At 72.5% G+C, this 24,125-nt stretch carries 23 protein-coding genes and 2 riboswitches; of the genes, 9 read left to right on the top strand and 14 right to left on the bottom strand.

Features of this window, described 5'->3' with window-relative positions:
• Positions 1-11: 11 nt before the first annotated feature.
• Genes AB0I94_RS19875 through AB0I94_RS19890 form a run of 4 tightly spaced genes read right to left on the bottom strand, consistent with a single transcriptional unit; the run spans position 12 to position 3,812 of the window.
• Entirely contained in the window at positions 12-467 is a 456-nt protein-coding gene (locus tag AB0I94_RS19875) for a MaoC family dehydratase (protein ID WP_363310881.1), read from the bottom strand.
• Positions 468-482: 15 nt separating this feature from the next.
• Entirely contained in the window at positions 483-2,003 is a 1,521-nt protein-coding gene (locus AB0I94_RS19880) for a long-chain fatty acid--CoA ligase (protein ID WP_363310883.1), read from the bottom strand.
• A gap of 10 nt (positions 2,004-2,013) precedes the next feature.
• Positions 2,014-2,883 (bottom strand): amidohydrolase family protein, encoded by an 870-nt coding sequence (locus AB0I94_RS19885; RefSeq protein WP_363311027.1) that lies wholly within the window; start codon positions 2,881-2,883, stop codon positions 2,014-2,016.
• Between the two features lie 5 nt (positions 2,884-2,888).
• On the bottom strand, positions 2,889-3,812 hold the full coding sequence (locus tag AB0I94_RS19890) for an SDR family NAD(P)-dependent oxidoreductase (protein WP_363311028.1): 924 nt from the start codon (positions 3,810-3,812) through the stop codon (positions 2,889-2,891).
• A 302-nt stretch (positions 3,813-4,114) separates the two neighbouring features.
• On the opposite strand from AB0I94_RS19890, the gene AB0I94_RS19895 reads away from it, so the two are divergent.
• Positions 4,115-4,543 (top strand): MarR family winged helix-turn-helix transcriptional regulator, encoded by a 429-nt coding sequence (locus AB0I94_RS19895; RefSeq protein WP_363311029.1) that lies wholly within the window; start codon positions 4,115-4,117, stop codon positions 4,541-4,543.
• A gap of 26 nt (positions 4,544-4,569) precedes the next feature.
• Here AB0I94_RS19895 and metE read toward each other — a convergent pair whose 3' ends face one another.
• The gene (gene metE, locus AB0I94_RS19900) at positions 4,570-6,891 is read right to left on the bottom strand and encodes a 5-methyltetrahydropteroyltriglutamate--homocysteine S-methyltransferase (RefSeq protein WP_363310884.1); all 2,322 of its coding nucleotides are present in this window, start codon (positions 6,889-6,891) and stop codon (positions 4,570-4,572) included.
• Between the two features lie 160 nt (positions 6,892-7,051).
• Positions 7,052-7,270: riboswitch (cobalamin riboswitch) on the bottom strand.
• Positions 7,271-7,502: 232 nt separating this feature from the next.
• Positions 7,503-7,688, top strand: a riboswitch (cobalamin riboswitch).
• Between the two features lie 29 nt (positions 7,689-7,717).
• On the opposite strand from metE, the gene AB0I94_RS19905 reads away from it, so the two are divergent.
• Genes AB0I94_RS19905 through AB0I94_RS19920 form a run of 4 tightly spaced genes read left to right on the top strand, consistent with a single transcriptional unit; the run spans position 7,718 to position 10,454 of the window.
• Complete coding sequence (locus AB0I94_RS19905; protein WP_363310885.1) at positions 7,718-8,446, top strand: energy-coupling factor ABC transporter permease; 729 nt, start codon at positions 7,718-7,720, stop codon at positions 8,444-8,446.
• Entirely contained in the window at positions 8,446-8,820 is a 375-nt protein-coding gene (locus tag AB0I94_RS19910; protein WP_363310886.1) for an energy-coupling factor ABC transporter substrate-binding protein, read from the top strand. The genes AB0I94_RS19905 and AB0I94_RS19910 overlap by 1 nt, the downstream gene beginning before the upstream one ends.
• A gap of 6 nt (positions 8,821-8,826) precedes the next feature.
• Positions 8,827-9,576 (top strand): cobalt ECF transporter T component CbiQ, encoded by a 750-nt coding sequence (gene cbiQ / locus AB0I94_RS19915; RefSeq protein ID WP_363310887.1) that lies wholly within the window; start codon positions 8,827-8,829, stop codon positions 9,574-9,576.
• A complete protein-coding gene (locus AB0I94_RS19920) occupies positions 9,573-10,454 on the top strand; it encodes an ATP-binding cassette domain-containing protein (RefSeq protein WP_363310888.1) in 882 nt (293 codons plus the stop codon). Before cbiQ ends, AB0I94_RS19920 begins: the two co-directional genes overlap by 4 nt.
• Here the strand turns inward: AB0I94_RS19920 and AB0I94_RS19925 are convergent.
• From AB0I94_RS19925 to AB0I94_RS19940, 4 genes are all read right to left on the bottom strand, one after another.
• Positions 10,443-11,690, bottom strand: coding sequence for an MFS transporter (locus tag AB0I94_RS19925; RefSeq protein ID WP_363311030.1), 1,248 nt, complete (start codon positions 11,688-11,690; stop codon positions 10,443-10,445). The two genes, AB0I94_RS19920 and AB0I94_RS19925, sit on opposite strands and share 12 nt — an antisense overlap.
• A 32-nt stretch (positions 11,691-11,722) precedes the next feature.
• Positions 11,723-13,552, bottom strand: coding sequence for an ABC transporter permease subunit (locus AB0I94_RS19930; RefSeq protein ID WP_363310889.1), 1,830 nt, complete (start codon positions 13,550-13,552; stop codon positions 11,723-11,725).
• Between the two features lie 7 nt (positions 13,553-13,559).
• Positions 13,560-15,053 (bottom strand): ABC transporter substrate-binding protein, encoded by a 1,494-nt coding sequence (locus AB0I94_RS19935; protein ID WP_363310890.1) that lies wholly within the window; start codon positions 15,051-15,053, stop codon positions 13,560-13,562.
• Between the two features lie 138 nt (positions 15,054-15,191).
• Complete coding sequence (locus AB0I94_RS19940) at positions 15,192-15,725, bottom strand: GNAT family N-acetyltransferase (protein WP_363310891.1); 534 nt, start codon at positions 15,723-15,725, stop codon at positions 15,192-15,194.
• A 106-nt stretch (positions 15,726-15,831) separates the two neighbouring features.
• On the opposite strand from AB0I94_RS19940, the gene argG reads away from it, so the two are divergent.
• On the top strand, positions 15,832-17,280 hold the full coding sequence (argG, locus tag AB0I94_RS19945; RefSeq protein ID WP_363310892.1) for an argininosuccinate synthase: 1,449 nt from the start codon (positions 15,832-15,834) through the stop codon (positions 17,278-17,280).
• A 92-nt stretch (positions 17,281-17,372) separates the two neighbouring features.
• On the opposite strand, the gene AB0I94_RS19950 is transcribed toward argG, so the two are convergent.
• On the bottom strand, positions 17,373-18,365 hold the full coding sequence (locus AB0I94_RS19950; protein ID WP_363310893.1) for a winged helix-turn-helix transcriptional regulator: 993 nt from the start codon (positions 18,363-18,365) through the stop codon (positions 17,373-17,375).
• A 388-nt stretch (positions 18,366-18,753) separates the two neighbouring features.
• On the opposite strand from AB0I94_RS19950, the gene AB0I94_RS19955 reads away from it, so the two are divergent.
• On the top strand, positions 18,754-19,794 hold the full coding sequence (locus tag AB0I94_RS19955) for an NAD(P)-dependent alcohol dehydrogenase (RefSeq protein ID WP_363311031.1): 1,041 nt from the start codon (positions 18,754-18,756) through the stop codon (positions 19,792-19,794).
• A gap of 82 nt (positions 19,795-19,876) precedes the next feature.
• Here the strand turns inward: AB0I94_RS19955 and AB0I94_RS19960 are convergent, their stop codons facing one another.
• The 3 genes from AB0I94_RS19960 to AB0I94_RS19970 form a co-directional block, all read right to left on the bottom strand.
• The gene (locus AB0I94_RS19960) at positions 19,877-20,308 is read right to left on the bottom strand and encodes a hypothetical protein (RefSeq protein WP_363310894.1); all 432 of its coding nucleotides are present in this window, start codon (positions 20,306-20,308) and stop codon (positions 19,877-19,879) included.
• On the bottom strand, positions 20,305-20,928 hold the full coding sequence (locus AB0I94_RS19965) for a hypothetical protein (protein WP_363310895.1): 624 nt from the start codon (positions 20,926-20,928) through the stop codon (positions 20,305-20,307). Before AB0I94_RS19965 ends, AB0I94_RS19960 begins: the two co-directional genes overlap by 4 nt.
• A 266-nt stretch (positions 20,929-21,194) precedes the next feature.
• Positions 21,195-22,136, bottom strand: a complete 942-nt coding sequence (locus AB0I94_RS19970; RefSeq protein WP_363310896.1) for a helix-turn-helix domain-containing protein — start codon at positions 22,134-22,136, stop codon at positions 21,195-21,197.
• A 109-nt stretch (positions 22,137-22,245) separates the two neighbouring features.
• Here AB0I94_RS19970 and AB0I94_RS19975 point away from each other — a divergent pair, with 109 nt between their 5' ends.
• On the top strand, positions 22,246-23,313 hold the full coding sequence (locus tag AB0I94_RS19975; RefSeq protein WP_363310897.1) for a saccharopine dehydrogenase NADP-binding domain-containing protein: 1,068 nt from the start codon (positions 22,246-22,248) through the stop codon (positions 23,311-23,313).
• Between the two features lie 144 nt (positions 23,314-23,457).
• Positions 23,458-23,826: a hypothetical protein gene (locus AB0I94_RS19980; RefSeq protein ID WP_363310898.1), complete on the top strand. Its 369-nt coding sequence runs from the start codon at positions 23,458-23,460 to the stop codon at positions 23,824-23,826.
• A 34-nt stretch (positions 23,827-23,860) separates the two neighbouring features.
• Here the strand turns inward: AB0I94_RS19980 and AB0I94_RS19985 are convergent, their stop codons facing one another.
• Positions 23,861-24,121 (bottom strand): hypothetical protein, encoded by a 261-nt coding sequence (locus AB0I94_RS19985; protein WP_363310899.1) that lies wholly within the window; start codon positions 24,119-24,121, stop codon positions 23,861-23,863.
• Between the last annotated feature and the right edge of the window lie 4 nt (positions 24,122-24,125).

Genomic DNA, 24,125 nt, shown 5'->3' on the forward strand with positions numbered 1-24,125 from the left:
CGTCGGGCTCCTCAGGCGTAGAAGCGGGACAGGCTGCGCAGGACGCAGGCGGGCTTGGAGCCGCCCTCGATCTCGACGGTGCCGTCGACCGCGATCTGCACTCCGCCGCGCACCTCGTCGACGGAGGCGAGCGTGGCGCGCAGCCGTATCCGGGAGCCCGCCGTCACGGGGGAGGGGAAACGCACCTTGTCCAGGCCGTAGTTGACCTTCGTGGTGACGCCCTGGACGTCGAGGAGGTCGGTGAACAGCGGGATGAAGAGGGAGAGAGTCAGATAGCCGTGCGCGATCGGCGCGCCGAAGGGTCCCTGTGCGGCCTTCTCGGGGTCGGTGTGGATCCACTGGTGGTCGTCGGTCGCGTCGGCGAAGGTGTCGATGCGGTCCTGGCCGACCTCCAGCCAGTCGGTGACGCCGAGTTCGGTGCCGGCGAGCGCGTGCAGTTCGTCAAGTCCCTTGGCGGTGACGGTCATCGGGGTTCTTCTCCTTCAGGGGGCGGGTGTCTGCGTGTCGCCGTGGTCGCGGCGCAGGCTGGGTTTGTGGAGCTTCCCGGAGGCGGTGCGCGGCAGTGCGGACACGCATACGACCGACTCGGGGATCTTGTACTTGGCGAGCCGTCCCGCGAGGAAGCCGAGCACGTCGTCCGCGGTGGGGGCCGAGCCCTCGCGCGGCACGACGACGGCGCGCGGTACTTCGCCCCAGCGCGCGTCAGGGACGCCGATGACGGCGCACTCCAGCACGTCGGGGTGGGCGAGCAGCGCGCTCTCGACCTCGGCCGGGTAGATGTTCTCGCCGCCGGAGATGATCATGTCCTTGAGCCGGTCGGCGATGGTGACGAAGCCGTCGGAGTCCACGCGCGCCGCGTCACCGGTGCGGAACCATCCGTCGGCGAAGGCGGCGGCGGTCTCATCGGGCAACTGCCAGTACCCGGCCATGACGTGGGGGCCGCGCACCAGCACCTCGCCGGTCTCCCCGGTGGCCGCCGGGGAGAGATCGGGTCGTACGACGCGTACGTCGGTGAAGAAGTGCGGCACCCCGGCCGAGCCCGCCTTGCTCGCCGCGTGCTCGGCGTCGAGATACAGCACGCCGGGTGCGGCCTCCGTCATCCCGTACCCCTGCTGGAAGGCGAGTCCGCGCTGCGCGTACGCCTCGATCAGCGGCGTGGGCACCGGCGCCCCGCCGCACATCAGGATCCGCAGCGAGGACAGGTCGGCGTTCCGCCAGCGCGGCTCGCGGGTGAGGCGCTCGTACATCGTGGGCACCCCGAACATCACACGGACGCCGTGCTGTTCGACGAGGCCCAGGGTCTCGGCCGGGTCGAAGGACTCGACGAGCACGCAGTGACCGCCCTTGAGGAGCACGGGCAGGGTGAGCATGCCGAGCGCCGCGGCATGGAAGAGCGGGGCGGAGACGAGGGCGACGGTGTCGGTGGTGAGGTCGGCGTCGACCAGGACGTTGACGGCGTTCCAGGTGAGGTTGGCGTGGGTGAGCATGGCGCCTTTGGGGCGGCCCGTGGTGCCGGAGGTGTACATCAGGAGGCACACGTCGTCCCCGCCGACCGTCTCGTCGAGGGGTTCCTCGACCGAACCCTCGATCAACGCCTCCATATCCGGGCCCACTTCGACGGTGAGGTCCACGTGGCCCGCGGCCTGCCGAAGCTCCGCCAGCGCAGCGGTGTGCGCGGGGGAGTGGACGATCGTGCGGGCGCTCGCGTCGGCGAGTTGGTAGGCGATCTCGGGTGGAGTCAGGCGGGTGTTGAGCGGCACGAAGACCGCGCCGAGCGCGCCTGCCGCGAAGAAGGTCTCCAGAAAAGCCGGGTGGTTGGACCCGAGGTAGGCGACCCGGTCCCCTCGCCGGACGCCACGGGCGCGCAGCGCGTGGGCGAGCCGCAGGACGCGGGAGTGCAGCTCGGCGTAGGTGGTGGTGCGGCCCTGGTGGGTGAAGGCGGTGCGGTGCGGGGTCTTGCGGGCCCGGCGTGCGGGCCAGGAGCCGAGTCCTTCGTTGCGCATGGCGCCCCCTCTACTTGAGCCCGAGCAGGCGGGCGGCGTTCTCCTTGAGGATCTTGGGGCGCACCTCGTCCTTGATCGCCAGCTTCGCGAAGTCGGCGAGCCAGCGGTCGGGCGTGAGGACGGGGAAGTCGGAACCGAAGAGCACCTTGTCCTTGAGCAAGCTGTTGGCGTAATGCACGAGTTGGGGCGGGAAGTACTTCGGCGACCACCCCGAGAGATCGATGTGCACGCCCGGCTTGTGCGTGGCGACGGCGAGGGCCTCGTCCTGCCAGGGGAAGGAGGGGTGCGCAAGGATGATCTTCAGGTGCGGGAAGTCGGCGGCGACGTCGTCGACGTACATCGGGTTCGAGTACTTCAGCCGGATACCGCCGCCTCCGGGCACGCCCGCGCCGATGCCGGTCTGCCCGGTGTGGAAGAGGGCGACGCAGCCGGTCTCCTCGATGACCTCGTACAACGGGTAGGCCAGGGAACGGTCGTTGGGGAAGAAGCCCTGGATGCTGGGGTGGAACTTGAAGCCCTTCACCCCGTACTCCGCCACCAGCCTGCGGGCCTGTCCCACGCCGGCCTTTCCCCGGAACGGGTCGATGGACGCGAACGGGATCAGCACGTCGGGGTGGGCGGCGGCGGCCTCGGCGACCTCCTCGTTCGGGACGGGCGCGGTGCCGGTGGCGGACTCGGCGTCCACGGTGAAGACGACCGCGGCCATCCTGCGCTCGCGGTAGTAGGCGGCCATCTCCTCAAGGGTGGGCTTCCGCTTGCCCTCGACCTTGAAGTACGCGCTGGAGGCGGCGTCGAGGTCCTCGTCGAGCGAGGCGTGCCCCTGGGAGGAGACCTCGGCGTGCGTGTGGACGTCGATCGCGGTGAGCTCGGAGAGGTTCAACTCCCTCACGCCCCCGGGGTCTTGGGTGCGGGTACGCCGACCGTCTCCGGGGCGCTGCCCACCGAGGTGTGCCAGGCGGCGGCGATGGTCCGCGGGGTCCAGCCACCGTCCGCGTAGGCCACGGAGACCTCGCGCGGATGCGACCACAGGGTGAGCTTGTCGCCACCGATGCCGACGCACTGGCCGGTCACGTCGCGGGCGGCGGCCGAGGCCAGGAAGGGCACGAGCGCGGCGCAGTCGTCGGCCGTCCCGAACCCCTCGCCCTTGCGGAGGAAGTCCGGCAGCGGCCGGCCCTCCTTCATGGCCTCGATGTGCGGGGCGAAGGCGGGGATCGTCTCGGTCATCGCGGTGGCGGCCACCGGCACGATCGCGTTGACGGTGATGCCGGCCCTGGCCAGCTCCATCGACCAGGTACGCGCCATGGCCGCGATCCCGGCCTTGGCGGCGGCGTAGTTGGTCTGCCCGAAGTTGCCGCGCTGCCCGGCGGGGGAGCCGACCAGGATGAGGCTGCCGCCCTCGCCCTGCTCCCGCATGCGTACGGCGGCGGCGCGGGCGCAGGTGAAGGTTCCCCGCAGATGGGTGGTGACGACCGCGTCGAAGTCGTCGTCGGTCATCTTCCACAGCACCCGGTCGCGCAGGATCCCGGCGTTGGTCACCATCGCGTCGAGCCGCCCGAACTCCCCGACGGCGCGGTCGACCAGGCGGTCGGCGGCCTCCCTGCCGCCGACCGCCGCCACCTCGGCGACGGCGCGCCCGCCTGCCTCCGTGATGGTCTTGACGGCCTGCTCGGCTGCCTCCTCGTCGACGTCGTTGACGACCACGGCGGCTCCGGAGCGAGCGAGAGCGCGGGCGTAGGCGAGGCCGAGGCCGCGCCCGGATCCCGTGACGACGGCGACCTTGCCGTGCAGGTCCACGGCGTATGAGTCCAGCACTGGAAATTCCCTTCAACAGGCAGCGAGAACAATGGAGTTGGCGGGCACAAGGGGTGGAGCGGAGCCGGAGCCCGCTCGGCGGTCCCGGCCGACATCGGCCCGCGGAAAGGAAGCTAAGACAAACCATTGTTGACGTCAATGGTTGTTGCCGACATCGATCATGGGGCATGCTGGAGACTGTCAGCGACGACCGCCGTCCGCCCGCGAACCGCCGATCAGGGAGAGCGCCCTTCATGACCAGCCGGAAGACCACAGCCGAGCCCGTGGAGAAAGGGTCCGTCGACGAGGGTGCGCCCTGGATGCGGGGCCTGCACGCCGACGCGGGCTATTTGCTGTACCGCCTCGGCCTGCGCTCGGGGCAGCTCTTCAACGCGGCGCTCCAGAGATCCGGCCTGCGCCTGCGCCACTACGCGCTGCTGCGCTATCTGGCCACCGTGGAGGGCGCGGCACAGCGCGAGCTGAGCCAGGAGCTCGGTTACGACCCCAGCGCGATCGTCGGCCTGGTGGACGACCTGGAACGCCTCGGCTTCGTCGAACGCCGCCCCGCCCCCGACGACCGCCGCCGCCGCATCGTGGCTCTCGCGCCCGCGGGCCACGACTTCCTGCGCGACTCGGACGAGGTGGCCCACGGGGTCACCGACGAGCTGCTGGCCCCGCTCGGCCCGCAGGAGCGGGAGATGCTGCATGAGCTGCTCTCGCGGATGGCGCATACGGGGGGCGGGGCCTGACCCCCCCCGTATGCCCGGATCATCGGTCAGGAGCGCTCCGGCAGCTCCGCCCGCACCTGCCGCGCCGCCGCGACCAGGTTCTCCAGGGAGGTCCGGGTCTCGGGCCAGCCTCGGGTCTTGAGACCGCAGTCGGGGTTCACCCACAGGCGCTCCGCGGGGATGGCCTCAAGTCCCTTGCGCAGCAGGGCCGCTGCTTCCTCGACGCTCGGTACGCGCGGGGAGTGGATGTCATAGACGCCCGGGCCCGCCTCGCGCGGGTAGCCGTGCTCGGCCAGTTCGCGGGCCACCTGCATGTGCGAGCGGGCCGCCTCCAGGCTGATGACGTCGGCGTCGAGATCGTCGATGGCCCGGACGATGTCGCCGAACTCGGCGTAGCACATGTGCGTGTGGATCTGCGTGTCCGGCCGCACGCCACTGGTGGTGAGACGGAAGGACTCCGTGGCCCACTCCAGGTACGCGGCGTGCTCGGCGGCGCGCAGCGGCAGCGTCTCGCGCAGTGCGGGCTCGTCCACCTGGATGACCGAAGTGCCCGCGGATTCCAGGTCGCCGACCTCGTCGCGCAGGGCGAGGGCGACCTGGCGCGCGGTGTCGGCGAGCGGCTGGTCGTCGCGTACGAAGGACCAGGCGAGCATCGTGACCGGGCCGGTGAGCATGCCCTTCACGGGGCGGTCGGTGAGGGAGTTGGCGTACGAGGTCCAGCGCACCGTCATCGGTTCGGGCCGTGAGATGTCGCCCGCGAGGACCGGCGGACGCACGTAGCGGGTGCCGTACGACTGGACCCAGCCGTGCTGCGTGGCGAGGTACCCGCTGAGCTGCTCGGCGAAGTACTGCACCATGTCGTTGCGTTCGGGCTCGCCGTGCACCAGGACGTCGATGCCCGCCTTCTCCTGGAAGGCGAGGACCTCGCGGATCTCCGAGCGAATGCGTTCCTCGTAGCCGTTCGTGTCGATACGGCCCGCCCGCAAGTCGGCCCGTGCGGTGCGCAGTTCCGTGGTCTGCGGGAAGGACCCGATGGTGGTGGTGGGCAGCTGGGGCAGGCCGAGGCGGGACCGCTGGGCCGCCGCACGCTCCGGATAGGGGTGTGCGCGGCGGGCATCGGCGCCCGTGACGGCGGCGACGCGGGAGCGCACGGCCGGGTCGTGCGTGAGGGCCGAACCCGACCGCGAAGCCAAGTCGGCGCGGTTGGCCGCAAGCTGCGCCGTGATGGCGCCCGCGCCCTGGGACAGACCGCGGGCCAGCGTGGCGATCTCGGTGGTCTTCTGGTGGGCGAAGGCCAGCCAACGGGCGACCTGCGGGTCGATGTCCCGTTCGGCGGTGGAGTCCAGCGGGACGTGCAGCAGGGAGCAGGACGCGGAGACGTCGACCCGGTCGGCGAGGCCAAGGAGCGTGCCCAGCGTCGACAGGGACTTCTCCAGGTCGTTGATCCAGATGTTGCGGCCGTCGACGACGCCTGCCACCAGACGCTTGCCGGGGAGCCCGCCGACGGCGGCCAGGTCTTCAAGCTGGCTGGTGGCGGCCCCCGTGAAGTCCAGCGCGAGCCCCTCGACCGGCGCTTTGGTGAGCACCGCGAGAGCCTCGCCGAGCCTGCCGAAGTAGGAAGCGACGAGGAGTTGAGGACGGTCGGTGAGCGCGCCGAGGTCGCGGTAGGCGCGGGCGGCGGCGTTGAGCTCCGCCGGGGTGCGGTCCTGGACCAGGGCGGGCTCGTCGAGCTGCACCCACTCGGCGCCCGCGGCGCGCAGGTCGGCGAGGACCTCCGCGTACACCGGCAGCAGGCGGTCCAGGAGCGTGAGCGGCTCGAAGCCGGCGGCCACGCCGGGCGCGGGCTTGGCGAGCAGCAGATAGGTCACCGGGCCGACGAGCACCGGGCGCGCGGCGAGACCGAGCGCGACGGCCTCTTTGAGCTCGGCGACCTGCTTGGCGGAGTCCGCGTCGAAGACGGTGTCGGGGCCCAGCTCCGGTACCAGGTAGTGGTAGTTGGTGTCGAACCACTTGGTCATCTCCAGCGGCGCCACGTCTTGTGTGCCGCGGGCCATCGCGAAGTATCCGTCGAGGGCGTCCGCGTCGACCGCCGTGCGGTGGCGCCCGGGGACGGCGCCGACCATGACGCTGGTGTCCAGGACGTGGTCGTAGTACGAGAAGTCGCCGGTCGGCACTTCATGGACGCCGGCGTCGGCCAGGCGCCGCCAGGTGGACCGGCGCAGGCGCGCCGCGGTCTCCCGGAGGGCGTCGGCGCTGACGCGGCCCTTCCAATAGCCCTCGACGGCCTTCTTCAGTTCCCGGTCGGGGCCCTGGCGGGGGTAGCCGTACACGGTGGCCCGTGCTGCCGCGGCCGCGGACTTCGCTGTCACGGAAATCTCCTTCGCGAGATGACTCCTGAGAATCCCGGGACGGGACACGGACGCGAAGGGATGACGAACCGGGCGGACCTACGCGCGCCACCGGCGCGGTGCTCCACCTGATCTGTACGCCGACCCGCCCACGAGGTCACCGGGATGTCCGCACGTGAGGGATCACATGCGGGCAACGGGCAGGTCTTCGGACTCGCGGGCACATCTGCCGAGGCAGATCCCTACTGGCCGTCGCTTCCCGGGTCCGCGCTCGGACCCAGTGCTCATGACGGCGGTCGTTCCCACTCACCGCTGCGGGGCAGTCCCGGATTTCCACCGGGTTCCCTCTTGCGACGCGCCTGCCTGGCGGACAGGGCGAACCAGTTGCACGGATCAGGCTAGAGGGTGATCGGCTTCTTGGGGCAGTACTGATCACATTCCGGACCGTGAGGTGAGACACGGGACCAGCGGTGGTGGCGGGGAGGGAAAGGGCTCCCGGAAAGCGTGGGGCACGTCGGTGCGCGCGAGCCGATGCACAGGGGCTGACCAGGGGCGTACGCCCCTGGTCGCGTGTGCTCGCGCATGCCACAGGTGGAGCGGCCCCGCAAGTTGTCAGGCCACTCGATTGCGCACTAGGGTCACCACGCCTTGGTGCTCGGGAAATCCGGTGTGATGCCGGTGCGGCCCTCGCCACTGTGATCGGGAAGTCCGGCTCCAGCCCTCGCGGCAGCCACTGGGTGCGACACGCGCCCGGGAAGGCGGAGTCCGGTCGGTACGACCCGTCAGCCAGGAGACCGGCCAAGGCGCGTTGTCCATCCACGAGGTGCTGGAGAGGGTCTGCTTAGCCATGCACATAGCCGAGGGTTTCCTCCCACCGGCGCACGCGATCGCCTGGGGCGTAGCGTCCGCGCCGTTCGTCGTCCACGGAGTCCGCTCCCTCACCCGTGAGGTCAAGGAACACCCGGAGAGCACACTGCTCCTGGGTGCGTCCGGAGCGTTCACCTTCGTCCTTTCCGCGCTGAAGATCCCGTCCGTCACGGGCAGTTGCTCGCACCCGACGGGGACCGGGCTCGGCGCGATCCTGTTCCGGCCACCGATCATGGCGGTGCTGGGCACCATCACTCTGCTGTTCCAGGCGCTGCTGCTCGCCCACGGCGGGCTCACCACCCTGGGCGCCAACGTGTTCTCCATGGCGATCGTCGGGCCATGGGCCGGATACGCCGTCTACCGGCTCCTGAAGCGGTACGACGCGCCGCTCATGGTCGCCGTGTTCTGCGGCGCGTTCGTCGCCGACCTGTCCACCTACTGCGTCACCAGCGTCCAGCTCGCCCTGGCGTTCCCGGATCCCGGCAGCGGATTCATCGGCGCTCTGGGCAAGTTCGGCGGCATCTTCGCCGTCACGCAGATCCCCCTCGCGGTCAGCGAGGGACTGCTCACCGTCGTGGTGATGCGGCTGCTCGTGCAGTCGAGCAGGGGCGAGCTCACGCGGCTCGGCGTGCTGCTCCAGGGCAAGAAGCCGTCCGCGAAGGCGGACACCGGCAGCAAGACGGAGACCGAGACGGGGGCCAGCGCCTGATGAGCCGGAACGCGAAGATCAATACTCTGCTGCTCCTCGTCGTCGCCGCGCTCGCGGTACTGCCCTTGGCGCTCGGTCTCGGCGACGACGAGAAGGAGCCGTTCGCCGGGGCCGACGCCCAGGCCGAGACCGCGATCACCGAGATCGAGCCGGATTACGAGCCCTGGTTCTCACCGCTGTACGAACCGCCCTCCGGGGAGGTGGAGTCGGCGCTCTTCGCGCTGCAGGCGGCGCTCGGCGCGGGCGTCCTCGCGTACTACTTCGGTGTGCGCAAGGGGCGCCGTCAGGGGGCCGAGACGGCGCGAGCCGAGGCGGCCGCCGCGGAGCCGACCGCCGGCGAGGAGAGCACCCGGGCCGGGACCGGGCAGGTCTGACCCGGCGTGCTGCCCATCGACGCGGCGGCGCACAGCAGTCGCTGGCGCCGCCGCCACCCCGTGGACAAGGCCGTGCTCGGGCTCGGCCTCACCGTCCTTGCCATCTCCCTGCCGCCGTGGCCGGGAGCTGTCCTGGTGCTTGTCGCCGCGCTCACCGTGCTGCTCGGACCGGCCGGTGTGCCGCCGCGCAAACTGTGGCGCGCCTACCGGGTCCCCCTCGGTTTCTGCGTCACCGGCGCGCTGACCCTGACCGTGCAACTCGGCGGGCCCGAAGGGTTCGTCACGCTCGCCGACGGCGGCCCCGCGCGGGCGGGCGGGCTGCTCCTTCGCACGTCGGCGGCCTCCCTCGGCGTCCTGCTCTTCGCCTTCACCACCCCCCTGTCGGACCTGCTGCCCCGCCTGGTGAAGGCCGGTGTGCCGGCGCCGGTCGTCGACGTGGCCCTCGTCATGTACCGGATGAGCTTCCTGCTCCTGGACTCCATGAGCCGGATCAGGCAGGCGCAGGCCGCGCGGCTCGGCCACACCACCCGGGCCGCCACCTGGCGTTCCCTCGGCGGTCTCGGTGCCACCGCGTTCGTGCGGGCCTTCGACCGGGCCGGCCGGCTGCAGGCCGGGCTCGCCGGACGCGGGTACGACGGAACCCTGCGGGTGCTCGTGCCCGACGCCCGCGTCTCCGGGCCCTTCGTGGCCGCGAGCGCCGTACTCCTCATGGGCCTCACGGCCCTCACCCTCGTACTGGAAAGGCTTCTTCCATGAGCGAGCCGAGCGCTCCTCGCGAGCCGCGCGGATCCTTGGTCGCTCTGCGCGCCGTCTCCTACGCGTACGAGGACGGGCCCACCGTCCTCAGCGGCCTGGACTTCGACGTCACCGAGGGGCGCGCACTCGCGCTGCTCGGGCGCAACGGCAGCGGCAAGACCACCCTCATGCGGCTCCTCAGCGGCGGACTCCGCCCGGCCCAGGGCGAGTTGACCCTCCGGGGTGCCCCCGTGGCGTACGACCGCAAGGGTCTCACCCGGCTGCGCACCACCGTTCAGCTGGTGGTGCAGGACCCGGACGACCAACTGTTCGCCGCCTCCGTCGAGCAGGACGTGTCCTTCGGGCCGCTGAACCTGGGGCTGCCGGACGCCGAGGTGCGCGGCCGGGTCGCCGAGGCGCTCGCCGCGCTCGACATCAGCGCCCTGGCGGACCGCCCCACCCATCTGCTCTCCTACGGCCAGCGGAAGCGGACGGCCATCGCCGGAGCCGTGGCGATGCGCCCCCGCGTCCTGATCCTCGACGAGCCGACCGCGGGGCTCGACCCCGACGGCCAGGAACGACTCCTGACCACCCTGCAAGGTCTGCGGGACGCGGGGACGACCGTGGTGATGGCCACCCACGACGTGGACCTGGCCCTCCGCTGGGCCGACGAAGCGGCGCTGCTCACCCCCTCGGGCGTGCGCACCGGCCCGGTCGCTGAGATGCTCGCCCACCGCGAACTCCTGGCGCAGGCGGGCCTGCGCCTGCCCTGGGGGATCGCCGTCACGGAGCTGCTGCGGACGAAGGGCCTGCTGGCCGCGGCGGGCGACGGGCCGCGCACCCCCGAGGAGTTGGCCGCCCTCACGGCATCGGCGATGCCCGGCGCGTCAGCCGGCTGACCGGCCCGCGGCCTGGGCACGGCCCGGCAGCAGCGGCACGGCGAGCAGCGGTATCGCGGCGAGCACCAGCCACGGCGCCCACGGCGCGAGCCCCGCGTCCAGGAGCGACCCGGTCACGGCGCTGCCCGCGAGGACGATCAAGCCGGACACCGACGACAGGGCCCCCGTGTAGAGGCCGAGCCTGCCGTCGGGCGTGAGATCCGGGATCCAGGCACGGGCGGCCGGGGCGACCAGCATCTGGCCCAGCGTCAGCAGGACGACGAAGCCGGCGGCGGGCAGCAGCCCGGCCACGCCGGACCAGGCGGCCGGCCGCGCGAGGGCCACGACGGCGAACCCGGCGGAGATGAGCACGAGCCCCGCCGCCATCGAGCGCCGCTGGTCGAGCCGGCCCGCGGCCCAGTGGGTGACCGGAAGCTGAGTGGTCACCACGAGGAGGGAGGAGAGGGCGAAGAGCCAGGCGAGCGGCGCCTGTGACCCGGCCGCGCGCTCCACCTCGCTCGGGAGGGCGAGATAGAGCTGGTTGTACGCCAGGAGATAGGCGCCGTAGGCACAGCACACCGCGAGGAACCGGCGGTTGCGCAGCATCTCGCCGACACCGCCCTGGACGCGGACCCGCTCGCGCCCCGGGATGCGCTGCGGCAGCAGCCACAGGTGCCCGGCGAGGACGAGGACGAAGACCCCGGCCCCGGCCAGACAGACGGTGCGGAAGTCGACGGAGAGCAACAGCGCGCCGATGAGAGGGCCGACGAACGCGCCGGCCTGGCCCGCCACGGTGAGCAGGGCCAGGACGCGGGTGCGCGGGCCGCGGCCCGACTCCTCCCAGAGCACCGCCTGCCGGGCGACCTCGGACTCCACGGCGGGCGAGAACAGGGCGGCGGCGAACCCGATCAGGAGCACCGCTCCGATGACCGACCAGGTCTGCCGCGCGTAGCCGAGCCAGGCGAAACCGGCGATCCGCAGCAGGCACCCGGTGAGCACGACCGGCCGCACGCCGTACCGGTCGGTCAGCGCGCCGCCGACGACGAAGAGCCCCTGCTGGCTGAAGGTCCGCAGGCCGAGCACCAGGCCGACCAGCCAGCCCGCCATGCCGATCGCCGCGCCCAGGTGCTCGGCCAGGAAGGGCAGCACCGCGAAGAAGCCGATGTTGAAGGCGAGTTGGGTCAGGATCAGCAGGCGAAGGAGTGGCGGCAGGTGGGGCCAGGTCCGTTCGTGGCGTGAGCGCTTCGCGGGCCGCAGCCGCGCGGGCAGGGACGGCTGTCGTCGGTCGCTCACCGGGCAGCCGTCCCGGCCGTGGCCAAGTCCTTCTCCACCGGCCGTACTTCGGCCACGCGAGGAGGTTCGTCGGGCCGACGTGCGCGCCGCAGCCGCCGGTGGACGGGTACTCCGCCCGCCGCCGTCACCGCGAGAGCCCCCAGGAGGGCGAGCGCGGCAGCCGGAGCGAGCAGGGCCCAGGGGGCACGTTCGGCGTAGGGCTGGTTCTCGGCGAGCAGCAGACCCCACTCGGGGGACGGGGGCTGCGCGCCGAGGCCGAGGAAGCCGAGGGCTGCCAGGGCGAGCGCGACGGCGGGGAGCCGCAGCAGCGCGTGGCGGGTGACGGGCGGCAGCACCGCGGGCAGCAGATGGCGCCGTAGCTGGTGGCGACGGCCCGCGCCCAGGCTCCGGGTCGCCGTCAGGTGCAGGGTGGCGCGCTCCTGGAGGAGCAGGGCTGCGGTATGGGCGGCCAGCGGGACCCAGGCGACGGTGGCCACGGCGATCGCGGGGGTGGCCGCTCCGCTGCCCGCGACACCGGCGACGAGGAGGCCCGCGAGCGTCGGCGGGATCGCGTTGAGCGTGTCGAGCAGCGGGCCGCAGAAGCGGGGCAGCAGCCCGAGCAGGACGCCGGCCACCAGGGCGAAGGCACTGATCCCGAGGGCGAGCGCGAGGGTGTGCAGCGCGCCGTGCCCGACCCGGGCCAGCACATCGCGCCCCAGGGCGTCGGTGCCGAACGGGTGCGCCAAGGACGGCGCCTGGAGCCGGGCCGCGGTGTCCAGGGCCAGCGGATCCCGGGCCAGGCTGAACAGGATGACGCCCAGCAGCACTCCGCCGTACAGCAGTGGCAGCCGGCTGGGCGCGGGCGGCGCCGGAAGATGCAGCGTCGGCAGGGCTCCGTCGCGTAGCGCAGGACCGCTGGTCAGGCGGGAAGCGAGGCGGAAGAGGCCGCCCGCCACGGTGGCGAGCAGGACGAGCGCGAGCGTTCCGGCCTGGAGAACGGGCAGATCCTGCGCCACCGCCGCCTGCAAGGTGGAGCGGCCGAGCCCGGGGATGTCGAAGATCTGCTCCACGGCGACCGCGCCCCCGGTCAGGCCCACCAGGAACAGACCGACGTTCGGCAGCAGGCCGGGGAGGCAGCGGCGCAGCGCCTGGCGCGCGACGCGTCCGCTCGGGATGCCGCGGGCCGCGGCGGCCCGCGTCCAGGGTTCGGCGAAGGCGCCGGGCAGCAGGTCGCCGACGAGCCGCCCGAGCAGTGCCCCGGCGGGCAGCCCGAGCGAGAGCGCGGGCAGCACGAGCCACTGGGGCCCGTACCAGCCGAGGGCGGGCAGCCAGCCCAGATGTACGCCGACCACCGTGGCGAGCACCGAGGCGATCAGGAACTCGGGCAACGCGGCGACCACCGCGGCCCCTCCACCGGAGGCGCGGCGCCCGGAGAGCCGGCGGCGGGAGCCGAGCCACAGGGTGCGGGAGCACACCGCGCCCGCCGTCACGACGGCCACCACCAGCGCTGCCGACATGAGCAGCAACGAGACGCCCAGGGCCTGCGCCACGGAGGGCAGCACCGCTTCGCCGGAGATCCACGACTGCCCGGCGTCCCCGCGCAGGAGCCCGCCCGTCCACTGACCGAGCAGATGCAACGGGCCCTGGTCCAGGCCGAGTTCGCCACGGACGGCGGCCAGGGCCTCGGGGGTGGGTGCGCGCTCCGCCGCCCGCGCCTTGAGCACGGTGAGCGCCGGGTCGGTGCGCGACAGCCAGGGGAGCAGGCCGATCAGGCACAGCAGCGCCGCGGCGAGAACCACGCGCCACAGCAGCGCCGGTCCGCCGGCGCGGGCGATGCTCCTGCGCACGCCGCCCTCAGCGCCGAGTACCGGCGGCGACCAGCGTCCGCTCGTACGGGTCGAGGATCTCGCCCCGTACGGAGCCGCCGACGCCCGTGATGATCCGCTGGTGGACCAGCGGCACGACGGCGTCGGTGCCGAGGATCGCGGCCTCGGCGGCCATGGTCGCGTCCTGCCGCTGCGCGCTGTCGGCCGCGTTCTCGGCCTTCCGCACGGCCTTGTCGACCGTGGTGTCGCACAGTTGCGAGAGGTTGTAGCTGCCGTCGCAGGTGTAGTCGCTGGAGAGGACCGACACGGGGTCGCCGGTGTCGAGCATGGTGTTGCGGGCGCCGACGAACGCGTCGAACTTCCCGGCGAGCGCGTCGCCTTCGATGCGGGAGGACTCGCGCACCTCCAGCGTCACCTTGAATCCGGCCTTCTGCAGTTGCTGCTTGAGCACCTGTGCGACCTCGGGGAGCTCGGGCCGGTTGTCGTACGTGCCCAGGGTGATGGACTTCCCGCCGGGGGCCGTCGCCTTCGCCTGCCCCTCGGGCTTCTCGCGCTGTGCGCCGGCCCAGGTCAGGGCAGGGCCGAAGATGCCCTTTCCGGTGTCCGCGTGCCCCTCGTAGACGTCCTTGGCGAGCGCGGACGTGTCGATCGCGGCACGGGCCGCGGCGCGCAGGCCGGGGTCCTTGAAGACACCCTTCTCCGTGTTGAGCTGGAGGGCCGTGGTGCGTGCCGTGGCGGTCTCGCGGCTGTGGCCCTTGTCCAGGGATGCGGCCTGGGAGACGGGGACGGCCTCGGCGATGTCCACCTCGCCGGTGCGCAGGGCGTTGGTGCGCGCGGTGCCGTCGGCGATGAACCGCGCGTCGACGCCGGACGCCTGGGCGCGGCCGCCCCAGTAGTCGTCGAAGCGGTCGAGGGTGGCTGCCGTGGCCCCGGTGGTCTTCGTGAGCTCGAAGGGCCCCGTGGCGGTGCCGACCGGGCTGACCTTGCCGCCCTTCTCGTACGCCTTCGGGGAGAGCACGGCGAGGCCGGGGCTCGACAGGCGCAGCGGGAGCGCCGGGTCGGGGTCCGCGGTGGTGATCCGGACCCGGTCGTCGCCGACGGCCTTGGCGGTGAGGGCGGCCCCCGACAGGGCGGCGGTGACGGGCTTGGCCTTGCCCGCGCGGGTGAGGGCCGACGCGACGGCGGACGGCGTGACGCGGGTGCCGTCCTGGAAGTCGGCCTGGCGCAGGGTGAACAGCCAGCTGCGGTCGCTCTCCTTCTCCCAGGAAGCGGCGAGCGCGGGGCCGGCGGTGCCGTTCGCGTCCAGCTCGGTCAGGCCCTCGGTGACGCCGAGGCGGCTGAGGAGGGTGGCGTCGGCGCCGTACGGGGAGAAGTTCTCGGAGGGAGGGAAGGCCAGCGCGACCTTGAGCCTGGCGCCTTCAGGGCTGTCGCCGGACGCGTCGTTCTTGGCGGCGAAACAGCCGGTGAGCAGGGGGGCGACGAGCAGGCCGGCTATGAGGGGGCGGCGGCGGACGGAGCGCATGGTCCTCGTTCTGGGGGATGGAGGGGGTCTGGAAGTGCGGTGGCAGCCACGAAGACTACATGACAACCATTTCCATTAGTGCTGCCGGGGGTGCGGTTGTGAGCCGGCGGCCCTGGCCGCGGCGCGCCGAGGTCCGGGCTATGGCCGCATGGGAACTTCGAAATGCACGACCCGCGACGCGCCGCGGTCCTCGCGTTCGTCGTGCACCACCTTGCCCATGGAGCGCCAGAAGCCCTCGGCGCCGGTGACCGCCGGGTCGGTGTGCAGGTAGACGGACCGGTATCCGCCGTCCGCCGCGGCGAAGTCGAGCAGCTCGTCGACCAGGCGCCGGGCGAGGCCGCGGCGCCGGTGCTCGGCCCGTACGTAGACACGTCGCAACTGCGCCGTCTCGCCGGAGGGGAAGCGCTCGGCGATCCAGCGAGGGTTCGGCGGGTGCGCGGGGCCGCGTGAGTCGAGGGCGGCGGTGGCGGCGACCGCTCCGTCCCGCTGGTCCACCGCGACGAGGAGGGTGTGGCGAGCGGGTCTCAGGTACGCGGCGTCGAGGTCGATGATGTCGCCGTGCCAGCGCGGCACGTACCCGGTGCCGAAGTCGTGGTAGACGGTGTCGAGCATGACGGCGCGTGCGGCGCCGAGATCATCGGCGGTGGCCGTCCTGATGCGGTATTCAAGCACTTGCACATCCTAAGCATTAAGCGATATCGCCCGTCGGCGGCGGTATTGCCCGCGAGCCCCGGTGAGCGACGTTGCATGGTCATGCGAAGTCATGCATACTCTTCCTATGTCCAAGGTCCTCACCTCCCTCCCCACCGGCGAGCGCGTCGGCATTGCCTTCTCCGGCGGTCTCGACACCTCGGTCGCCGTCGCCTGGATGCGTGACAAGGGCGCCGTCCCCTGCACGTACACCGCCGACATCGGCCAGTACGACGAGCCGGACATCGCCTCCGTGCCCGGCCGAGCCTCCGCGTACGGCGCCGAGATCACCCGGCTCGTCGACTGCCGTGAAGCGCTGGTCGAGGAAGGGCTCGCGGCGCTCGCGTGCGGCGCCTTCCACATCAGGTCCGGCGGACGTCCGTACTTCAACACCACGCCGCTGGGCCGCGCCGTGACCGGCACGCTCCTGGTGCGGGCGATGCTGGAGGACGGGGTGCAGATCTGGGGCGACGGCTCCACGTTCAAGGGCAACGACATCGAGCGGTTCTACCGGTACGGGCTGCTCGCCAACCCGCACCTGCGGATCTACAAGCCCTGGCTGGACGCGGACTTCGTCACGGAGCTCGGCGGCCGCAAGGAGATGTCGGAGTGGCTGGTCGCGCACCAGCTGCCCTACCGGGACTCGACGGAGAAGGCGTACTCCACGGACGCCAACATCTGGGGCGCCACGCACGAGGCGAAGACCCTGGAGCACCTGGACACGGGCCTCGAGACCGTCGACCCGATCATGGGTGTGCGGTTCTGGGACCCGTCGGTGGAGATCGACACGGAGGACGTGACGATCGGCTTCGACCAGGGTCGCCCGGTCACCGTCAACGGCAAGGAATTCGCCTCGGCGGTCGACCTCGTCATGGAGGTCAACGCGATCGGCGGCCGGCACGGCCTCGGCATGTCCGACCAGATCGAGAACCGGATCATCGAGGCGAAGAGCCGTGGCATCTACGAGGCGCCCGGCATGGCGCTCCTGCACATCGCCTACGAGCGCCTGGTCAACGCGATCCACAACGAGGACACGCTGGCCGCGTACCACAACGAGGGCCGGCGCCTCGGGCGGCTGATGTACGAGGGCCGCTGGCTGGACCCGCAGGCGCTGATGATCCGTGAGTCGCTGCAGCGCTGGGTCGGCGCGGCGATCACCGGCGAGGTGACGCTGCGGCTGCGGCGCGGCGAGGACTACTCGATCCTCGACACCACGGGCGCGGCGTTCAGCTACCACCCGGACAAGCTCTCCATGGAGCGCACCGAGGACTCGGCGTTCGGTCCGGTGGACCGGATCGGCCAGCTCACCATGCGGAACCTCGACATCGCCGATTCCCGCGCCCGCCTGGAGCAGTACGCGGCCCTCGGCCTCGTCGGCTCCGGCCACCCGACGCCGATCGGTGCCGCGCAGGCGGCTTCGACCGGTCTGATCGGCGCCATGGACGGCGGCGGCGCGGAGGCGATCGCCTCACGTGGCGAGACCACGGACGAGGAGTCGATGCTCGACCGGGCCGCGATGGAGTCCGGCACGGACTGACACGGCCCCTGACGTACGCAAGCGGACGGCGGGCCCTGGCGGATTGCGATCCGCCGGGGCCCGCCGCCCGTTACCGGCAGCCTTCGGCCGCGTCAGGCAGTGGCCGGCGAGCGGTCGGCGCGGACCACGCCGAAGGCGTCCGCCATCCGCAGGGCCGCCTCCAGATCGCCGTTCACTTCGATGACCTGGGCGCTGAGCGCGTCCTCGAGCGGCAGAGAGCCGGCGCCCAGCTGGAGCAGGGTGCCCAGGTCGGTGACGAGGGTCGCGGCGGCGTCCGGGGCGGGGCCCAGGTCCGTCTCGACGGTGCCGTCGTCGACGCGGGCATGGAAGACCAGGTCCCCGATGACGAACTCGTAGGTCTCGCGCACGCCGCGAGCGTGTTCGGGGCGGAACGTGGCACCGACGGCTCCGACGATGCCGTGCCGGCCGCCGGTCGCCTCGGGGTGCGCGCCGAGGATGGCGACCACCCGTGCGGCGGCGGGCAGTTCACCCTCCAGCCGGGCGAGGCCGCGCGCGACGGCGTCCTCGATGTCCACGAGGCGGGCGCCGATGGCGAGAAACGTCCCGAGGTCGGTCGTGATGGCGCAGACGGGGTCGGTGGCGCCACCGTTGTGGATGTCGAGCACGCCGTCGTCGACGCGGAGGTGGAACGTGTCGCCGTCCACCCGGAACTCGTACGTCTCCCGCACGCCGCCGGCCTCTTCGGGCCGGAAGCCGGCGCGCAGGCAACCGAGCACCCAGCTGAGCCGGAAGGTGTCGCCGGGCCGGGGAGCGGTGGGCAGTCGCATGCCCCAGCGGGTCAGCTCGTCGAGCACCGGGCGCATGGCGGCGCCGAGTTCGGTCAGTTCGTAGACCGCCGACGACGCCGGGGGCGGCAGCTCGGCCTGGCTGAGGACGCCCGCGTCGCGCAGCGCGCGCAGCCGCTCGGTCAGGACGTTGGGGCCGATGCCGGGCAGCCCGGCGACGAGGTCGGTGTAGCGCCGGGGGCCGAGCAGCAGCTCGCGCACGATCAGCAGGGACCACCGGCCGCCGATGACGTCCAGGGCCCGCGCCGCCGGACAGGACTGCTCATAGCTGCGTGTCATGCGGACCCGGCCGCCTTCCCCATCGATAGCAGGCACTCAGGTTTTCTACAGTACCCAGCAACTCGGGGGTCTCAGCGGCCAGTTGAGCCTCGACGCCCCGAGCGGCATCCGCCACCACGTCGGGCCCGCCCACGGGGACGGCTACCACTAGGACCGCGGCTGATCCGCGCTGCCCGGCGCGGGGAAATGGGCAGGGGGAAGGTCCGGCGGGTACGCGCGCGATGCCTCGGTGGGTACGCCCATGATGTCCCGGCGGGTCACATGTCCCGTTGGGACATTCGAGGAGTACAGTCGGAGGTGAGGGGGACACCAGGCGCACAGCGCGAGCGAAGAACGAGAAGAGGCACCCCCGATGTCAGCGCAAGAAGGCCCCGACATGCCCGCCGAGATGAAGGCCGTCCAGTACCGCAGCGTCGGCGCCGCCCCCGAGGTGGTCACCGTCCCACGCCCGGAGCCGGGCCCGGGCCAGGTACTCCTGAAGGTCACCGCCGCGGGCGTGTGCCACTCCGACATCGCGGTGATGAGCTGGCCCGCGGATGCGCTGACCTTCCCGCTGCCGCTCACCCTCGGCCATGAGGGCGCGGGGACCGTCGCCGCGCTGGGTGACGGGGCGACCGGCTTCGAGGTCGGCGACTCCGTCGCCGTCTACGGGCCGTGGGGCTGCGGAGCCTGCCTGATGTGTGCGCAGGGCAAGGAGAACTACTGCTCGCGCGCCGCTGAGCTGGGCATCCTCCCGCCCGGGCTCGGGGCGCCGGGGGCCATCGCCGAGTACATGATCGTGGACAGCACCCGCCACCTGGTCCCGCTCGGCGGCCTCGACCCCGTGACCGCCGTGCCGCTCACCGACGCGGGCCTGACCCCGTACCACGCCATCAAGACCTCGCTGCCCAAGCTGACCCCCGGCAGCACCGCCGTGGTCATCGGCACCGGCGGCCTGGGACACGTCGCCATCCAGCTGCTGCGCGCGCTGACCCCGGCACGGGTGATCGCCCTCGACGTCACCGACGGGAAGCTGCGACTGGCCCACCAGGTCGGCGCCCACGAGACCGTCCTTTCGGACGAGCACGCGGCGACGAAGGTCCGTGGACTGACCGGCGGCCTCGGCGCGCAGGCGGTGTTCGACTTCGTCGGCGCGCCGCCCACCGTCGCCACGGCGACCGCCTGCGCCGCGGTGGAGGCGGACGTCACGATCGTCGGCATCGGCGGCGGGGCCGCGGCCGTCGGTTTCGGCACGACCCCCTATGACGCGGCGGTCCGCGCCCCGTACTGGGGGAGCAGGGCCGAGCTGATCGAGGTCCTCGACCTGGCCCGTTCCGGCGCGATCGACGTCCATGTGGAGACGTACGCACTGGAGGACGCGCCCAAGGCGTACGAGCATCTGCACGAGGGCCGGATCAACGGCCGGGCGGTCATCCTGCCCAACGGCTGACCTTCCCCGGCGGCACAGCACGCGCGTGGAGCCCGAGGCGACGGCCTCGGGCTCCACGCGTGCTGTGCCGATGTGTCCGTGTCTAGATGCGCAGCAGCCTTTCCGTGGCTTCCCGGTACTGCTGCAGCGCGAGGCGCAGTTCCTCCGTGTGCGCTTCGGTGTCGTGGCCCTGCCAGCTCGCGCGCAGGACGCGCCGTCGCTCCGTGAGGGTTTCGGTCAAGTGCCTGACGGCGTCGTCGTAGAGGGCGTCGGCCTCCTCCACCGCCTGGCGCGGGCTCTCGACGAAGGTGCTGAGAGCCTGCTGGAGCCGCAGGCCGAACTTGTCGTGTTCGTTCTGCGGGAGCAGAGCGGAGCCCACGTCGGCCTCAGGGGCGTGGGAGCCGCGGGCGTGGGAGCCGGCCGCGGGGGAGCCCGCGGCAGAAGGGGCCGGGGTCGCTTCGGGAGCGGGGGCAGCAGCGGGGACGCCGCTGCCGAAGGCCTGCTCGCGCGGGTTGGTGTGCCGGGCGTCCGTCATGACGTGCCACTTCCCTTCGCGTGGCGCCGGGGCAGCGCCCACGGCGTGTGGCCGCGGTCGGCGGTGGAGTGCCGGCCGTTGCGGGTGGAGTCGACCGTGTGCTCGGCGGCCAGTACGTCGAAGAGGCGCCGGGCCTCGACCATGGCCTCGCGCATCTCCTCGGTGCCGCCCTGTCCGCGCGCCGCCGTGTGCACGCGGCGGTAACCGTGGACGTGGTGGGCGTGGTGGACGGAGAGCGCGGCCGCCTGCTCATCGAAGCGCGCGCCGTCGGGGAAGCCGCGGTCCCTGGCCAGGCGGGCGAGGAGCGCGTCGGCCTCGACGACGGCCTGCTGGGGTGATTCGACGAACTGCTCCTGGACGTCTGCCCACTGCGCCAGGTAGCGCTCACGCGCGCCGGGCGGCAGCGGTTCGGTCTTGACGGAGCCGTGGAGCCGTACGCGCTCGCGGAGCTCGTGTTCGGCTGCCCGTACGTCCCCGTCGTGACGGGCGACGGCGTAGTCGTACTCGGGCCCGAAACGGTGCTTCAGGCCGCGTCCGCCGCCCCGGGCTCGCCGCAGTCCGACGAAGAGGACGGCGGCTGCCGCGATGACGACCACGGCGATGATGACGGCGGTGATCATGGCTGCCTCCCTTGCTGCGTGGTCTGTTGCTGTTCTGTCCAGCTGATGTCGTGTTTCGTTCAGCGCTGAGGCCGGCCGATGGGCGCCCACGCGACGCGGGCACCGATCGGGGCGTCTGTGATCAGCGTTTGAACGACTGCTTCCGGCTTCGCATGGCCGCCGAGTACCCCCATGTCCGGCAAACAGTCGACCGGGCCCCGATTCACGTCTGTCCGCCCCTCCCGCGACCCGGGGCCGCAGGGATGGACGGACCGGCTGACCGGCGCTCAGGAGGCGCCGAAGGTACGCCGGTAGGCCTCGGGCGGCAGGCCTGTGACACGGGTGAAGTGGCGCCGTAGCGTGGCGGACGTCCCCATGCCCGTCCGGGCCGCGATCCGTTCGACGCTCTCGTCGCCGGACTCCAGCAACTCCTGTGCGAGGCGCACGCGTTGGCCGAGCACCCAGCGCAACGGCGCCGTGCCGGTGACGGCATGGAAGTGCCGCGCCAGATTACGGCTGCTCATGCCCGCCTGCCGGGCCAGGACCTCCACCGTGAGCGGTTGGCCGAGGCGGGCGAGTATCCAGGGCAGCAGATCGGCCAGCGGGTGGTCGCGTCCGTGCGCCACCGGTGCCGGGATGAACTGCGCCTGGCCGCCGTCCCGGTGGGGCGGCGTCACGAGCCGCCGGGCCAGTGCGTTGGCCACCGTCGCGCCGTGGTCGGCGCGCACGATGTGCAGACACAGGTCCATTCCGGCGGCCTTCCCCGCCGAGGTGAGCACGCTGCCCTCGTCGGTGAAGAGCACCCCGGCGTCGACCGTGACGCGGGGGTAGTGCGCGGCGAGCCGGTCGGCGTGTGCCCAGTGCGTGGTGGCCCGGCGGCCGTCGAGCAGGCCCGCCGCGGCCAGGACGAAGGCGCCGGTGCACAGCGAGACGATCCGGGCGCCTGCCGCGTGAGCGGTGCGCAGCGCCTCGGTCAGCTCGCCCGGCGGGTCCCGGTCGATGTCGCGCCAGGCCGGGACGATCACCGTCCGCGCGGTGGCGACGGCTTCCAGGCCATGGCCGGGCTCGGCGCGGAGCCACGGCCCGACGCGCGTACCGGCCGCGCCGCACACGGTGAACGAGTACCAGGACCCGGCCAGGTCGGAGTGGTCCGAACCGAAGACCTCGAAGGCCGCCGCGGCCTCGAAAAGCATGCTGCCCTCGGGAAGTGCCATCGCCACGGTCCGCATGTCCGAAACTGTACGCCCCTCGTCATTCCGGCCACTGGTGGTGTGCGGGCTCCGCGCGGATCATGGTGCGGGCAGGGCACAACCGCCCTACGGACAACGGGAGTCAACGATGCGCAACACCCTCTCCACGCCCCTCGCACACGGCGCCGACGCCCCGTCTCACGGCCGGACGGTGGCCGTCATCGGCGCGTACGGCCACACCGGCCGCTTCGTCGTGGCGGAGCTGCTGCGCCGCGGTATGACGCCGCTGCTCGTGGGACGGGACCGGGAGAAGACCGAGGCGCTGCGCGGCCTGGCTCCCGACGCCCCGGTGCGCGTGGCGTCCACCGGGGACGCGGCGTCCCTCGACCGCGCGCTCGACGGCGCCTCGGCGGTTGTCAACTGCGCGGGTCCGTTCCTCGACACGGCTCTTCCTGTCGCCGACGCGGCGCTGCGTGCGGGCATCCCGTACCTGGACGTCGCCGCCGAACAGGGCGTCAGCGCCGCCCTTTTCGACACGTACGGCGACCGCGCGCGAGAGGCGGGCGTCGTCATCGCCCCGTCCTTGGCGTTCTACGGCGGCCTGGGCGACCTGCTGGCCACCGCGGCGCTGGGGGAGTGGCCGGACGCGGACGAGATCACTCTGGCGTACGGCCTCGACAGCTGGCATCCGACCCAGGGCACCCGGCGCACCGGTGAGAGCAACGCCGGACAGCACCTCGTGTACACCGGAGACGAACTGCGTCCGTTCGACTACTCCCAGGACGTCTTCCCGTGGGACTTCCCCGAGCCGCTCGGCACCCAGGACGCCACGGCGTTCGCGACGGCCGACCAGGTCACCCTGCCGCGTCACGTGCGCACCCGCGAGGTGCGGGCGGTGATGAACCTCGCGCCGCTGCGGGACATCCGGGCCGACGAGACGCCGGCGCCCGTGCCCGCCGACGCCGCCGGGCGCTCCGCCCAGACCTTCCTCGTCGAGGCGGTCGTCCGGCGCGGCAAGGAGACCCGCCGCGCGATCGCGGGCGGACGCGACATCTACGCCGTGACGGCACCGCTCGTCGTGGAGGCGGTCGAGCGTCTTCTCGACGGACGCGGTAAGGGGCCGGGCGTACGCGCGGCCGGCGAGGCGTTCGACGCCGTGGACTTCCTGCGTGCGCTCACGCCCGACCACCTCACCCGGCTCGACCTGCCGCTCTAGCGCAGTTCGACACGCCCCGCTTCCCGGAGGGCGCCGGATCGACCGCTTCGGATGACATGCTGAAACGATCAGTGAAGTCGAGATCGCGGTACGCGTACGGCGAGCCGCCGGTGGTACCTGGACCACGCGAAGGGCGAAGGCGAAGTGCTGACCGTGCTGGTGCTGGCCGCAGATCACCGGGCGGGCGACCTGATCCCGCGGATCGAGGCCGTCCCCGGCGTGTACGTCATCTCCCAGACGGACGAGAGCTTCCTGGCCATGGCGCGGGCACGGGCCCTGCTGCCCGACGTCCTGGTCATCGACCTCTCCGCCCGGTTCGCCGGCGACGCCGCGACGGTCATCGACCAGGCGCGCCAACTCCAGCCGCCCAGCCACATCCTGGTGCACTCGGGCGACACCGTGGTGGGCGCGGTCTTTGCCGACGGCGCGGTCGAACCCACTGCCGCCGGTTCACCGGCGGGGCTGGCGCACGTGCTGGCACGTCTCGCGGGCGACGTGAGCCCACCGCCGTGAGTGGTCCGGGCCCCTGCCGCGGGGCCCGGACCTCCTACGCCTCCGCGACCCGCACCGAGAGCCCGTAGTCCAGTTCGGACCCGTCGACCAGGAGTGCCTCGACGGTACGGGTCTCGGGGTCGATGTCGGCCTCCATGCCGTCACCGGTGAACCGGGGAAACCCGGAGGCCCCGGTCTCGCCCGTGGCCACCACGACGGCCGAGCGCAGGGCGCCGCGGGCATCGGTCGTACTCGTGCCGTCCCCCGAGAACTCGGGGACCAGCAGGATCTCGAAACGCTGCGGGACACTGTTCATGCAC

This window comes from Streptomyces sp. NPDC050147 (assembly GCF_040660195.1).
Classification (GTDB): domain Bacteria; phylum Actinomycetota; class Actinomycetes; order Streptomycetales; family Streptomycetaceae; genus Streptomyces.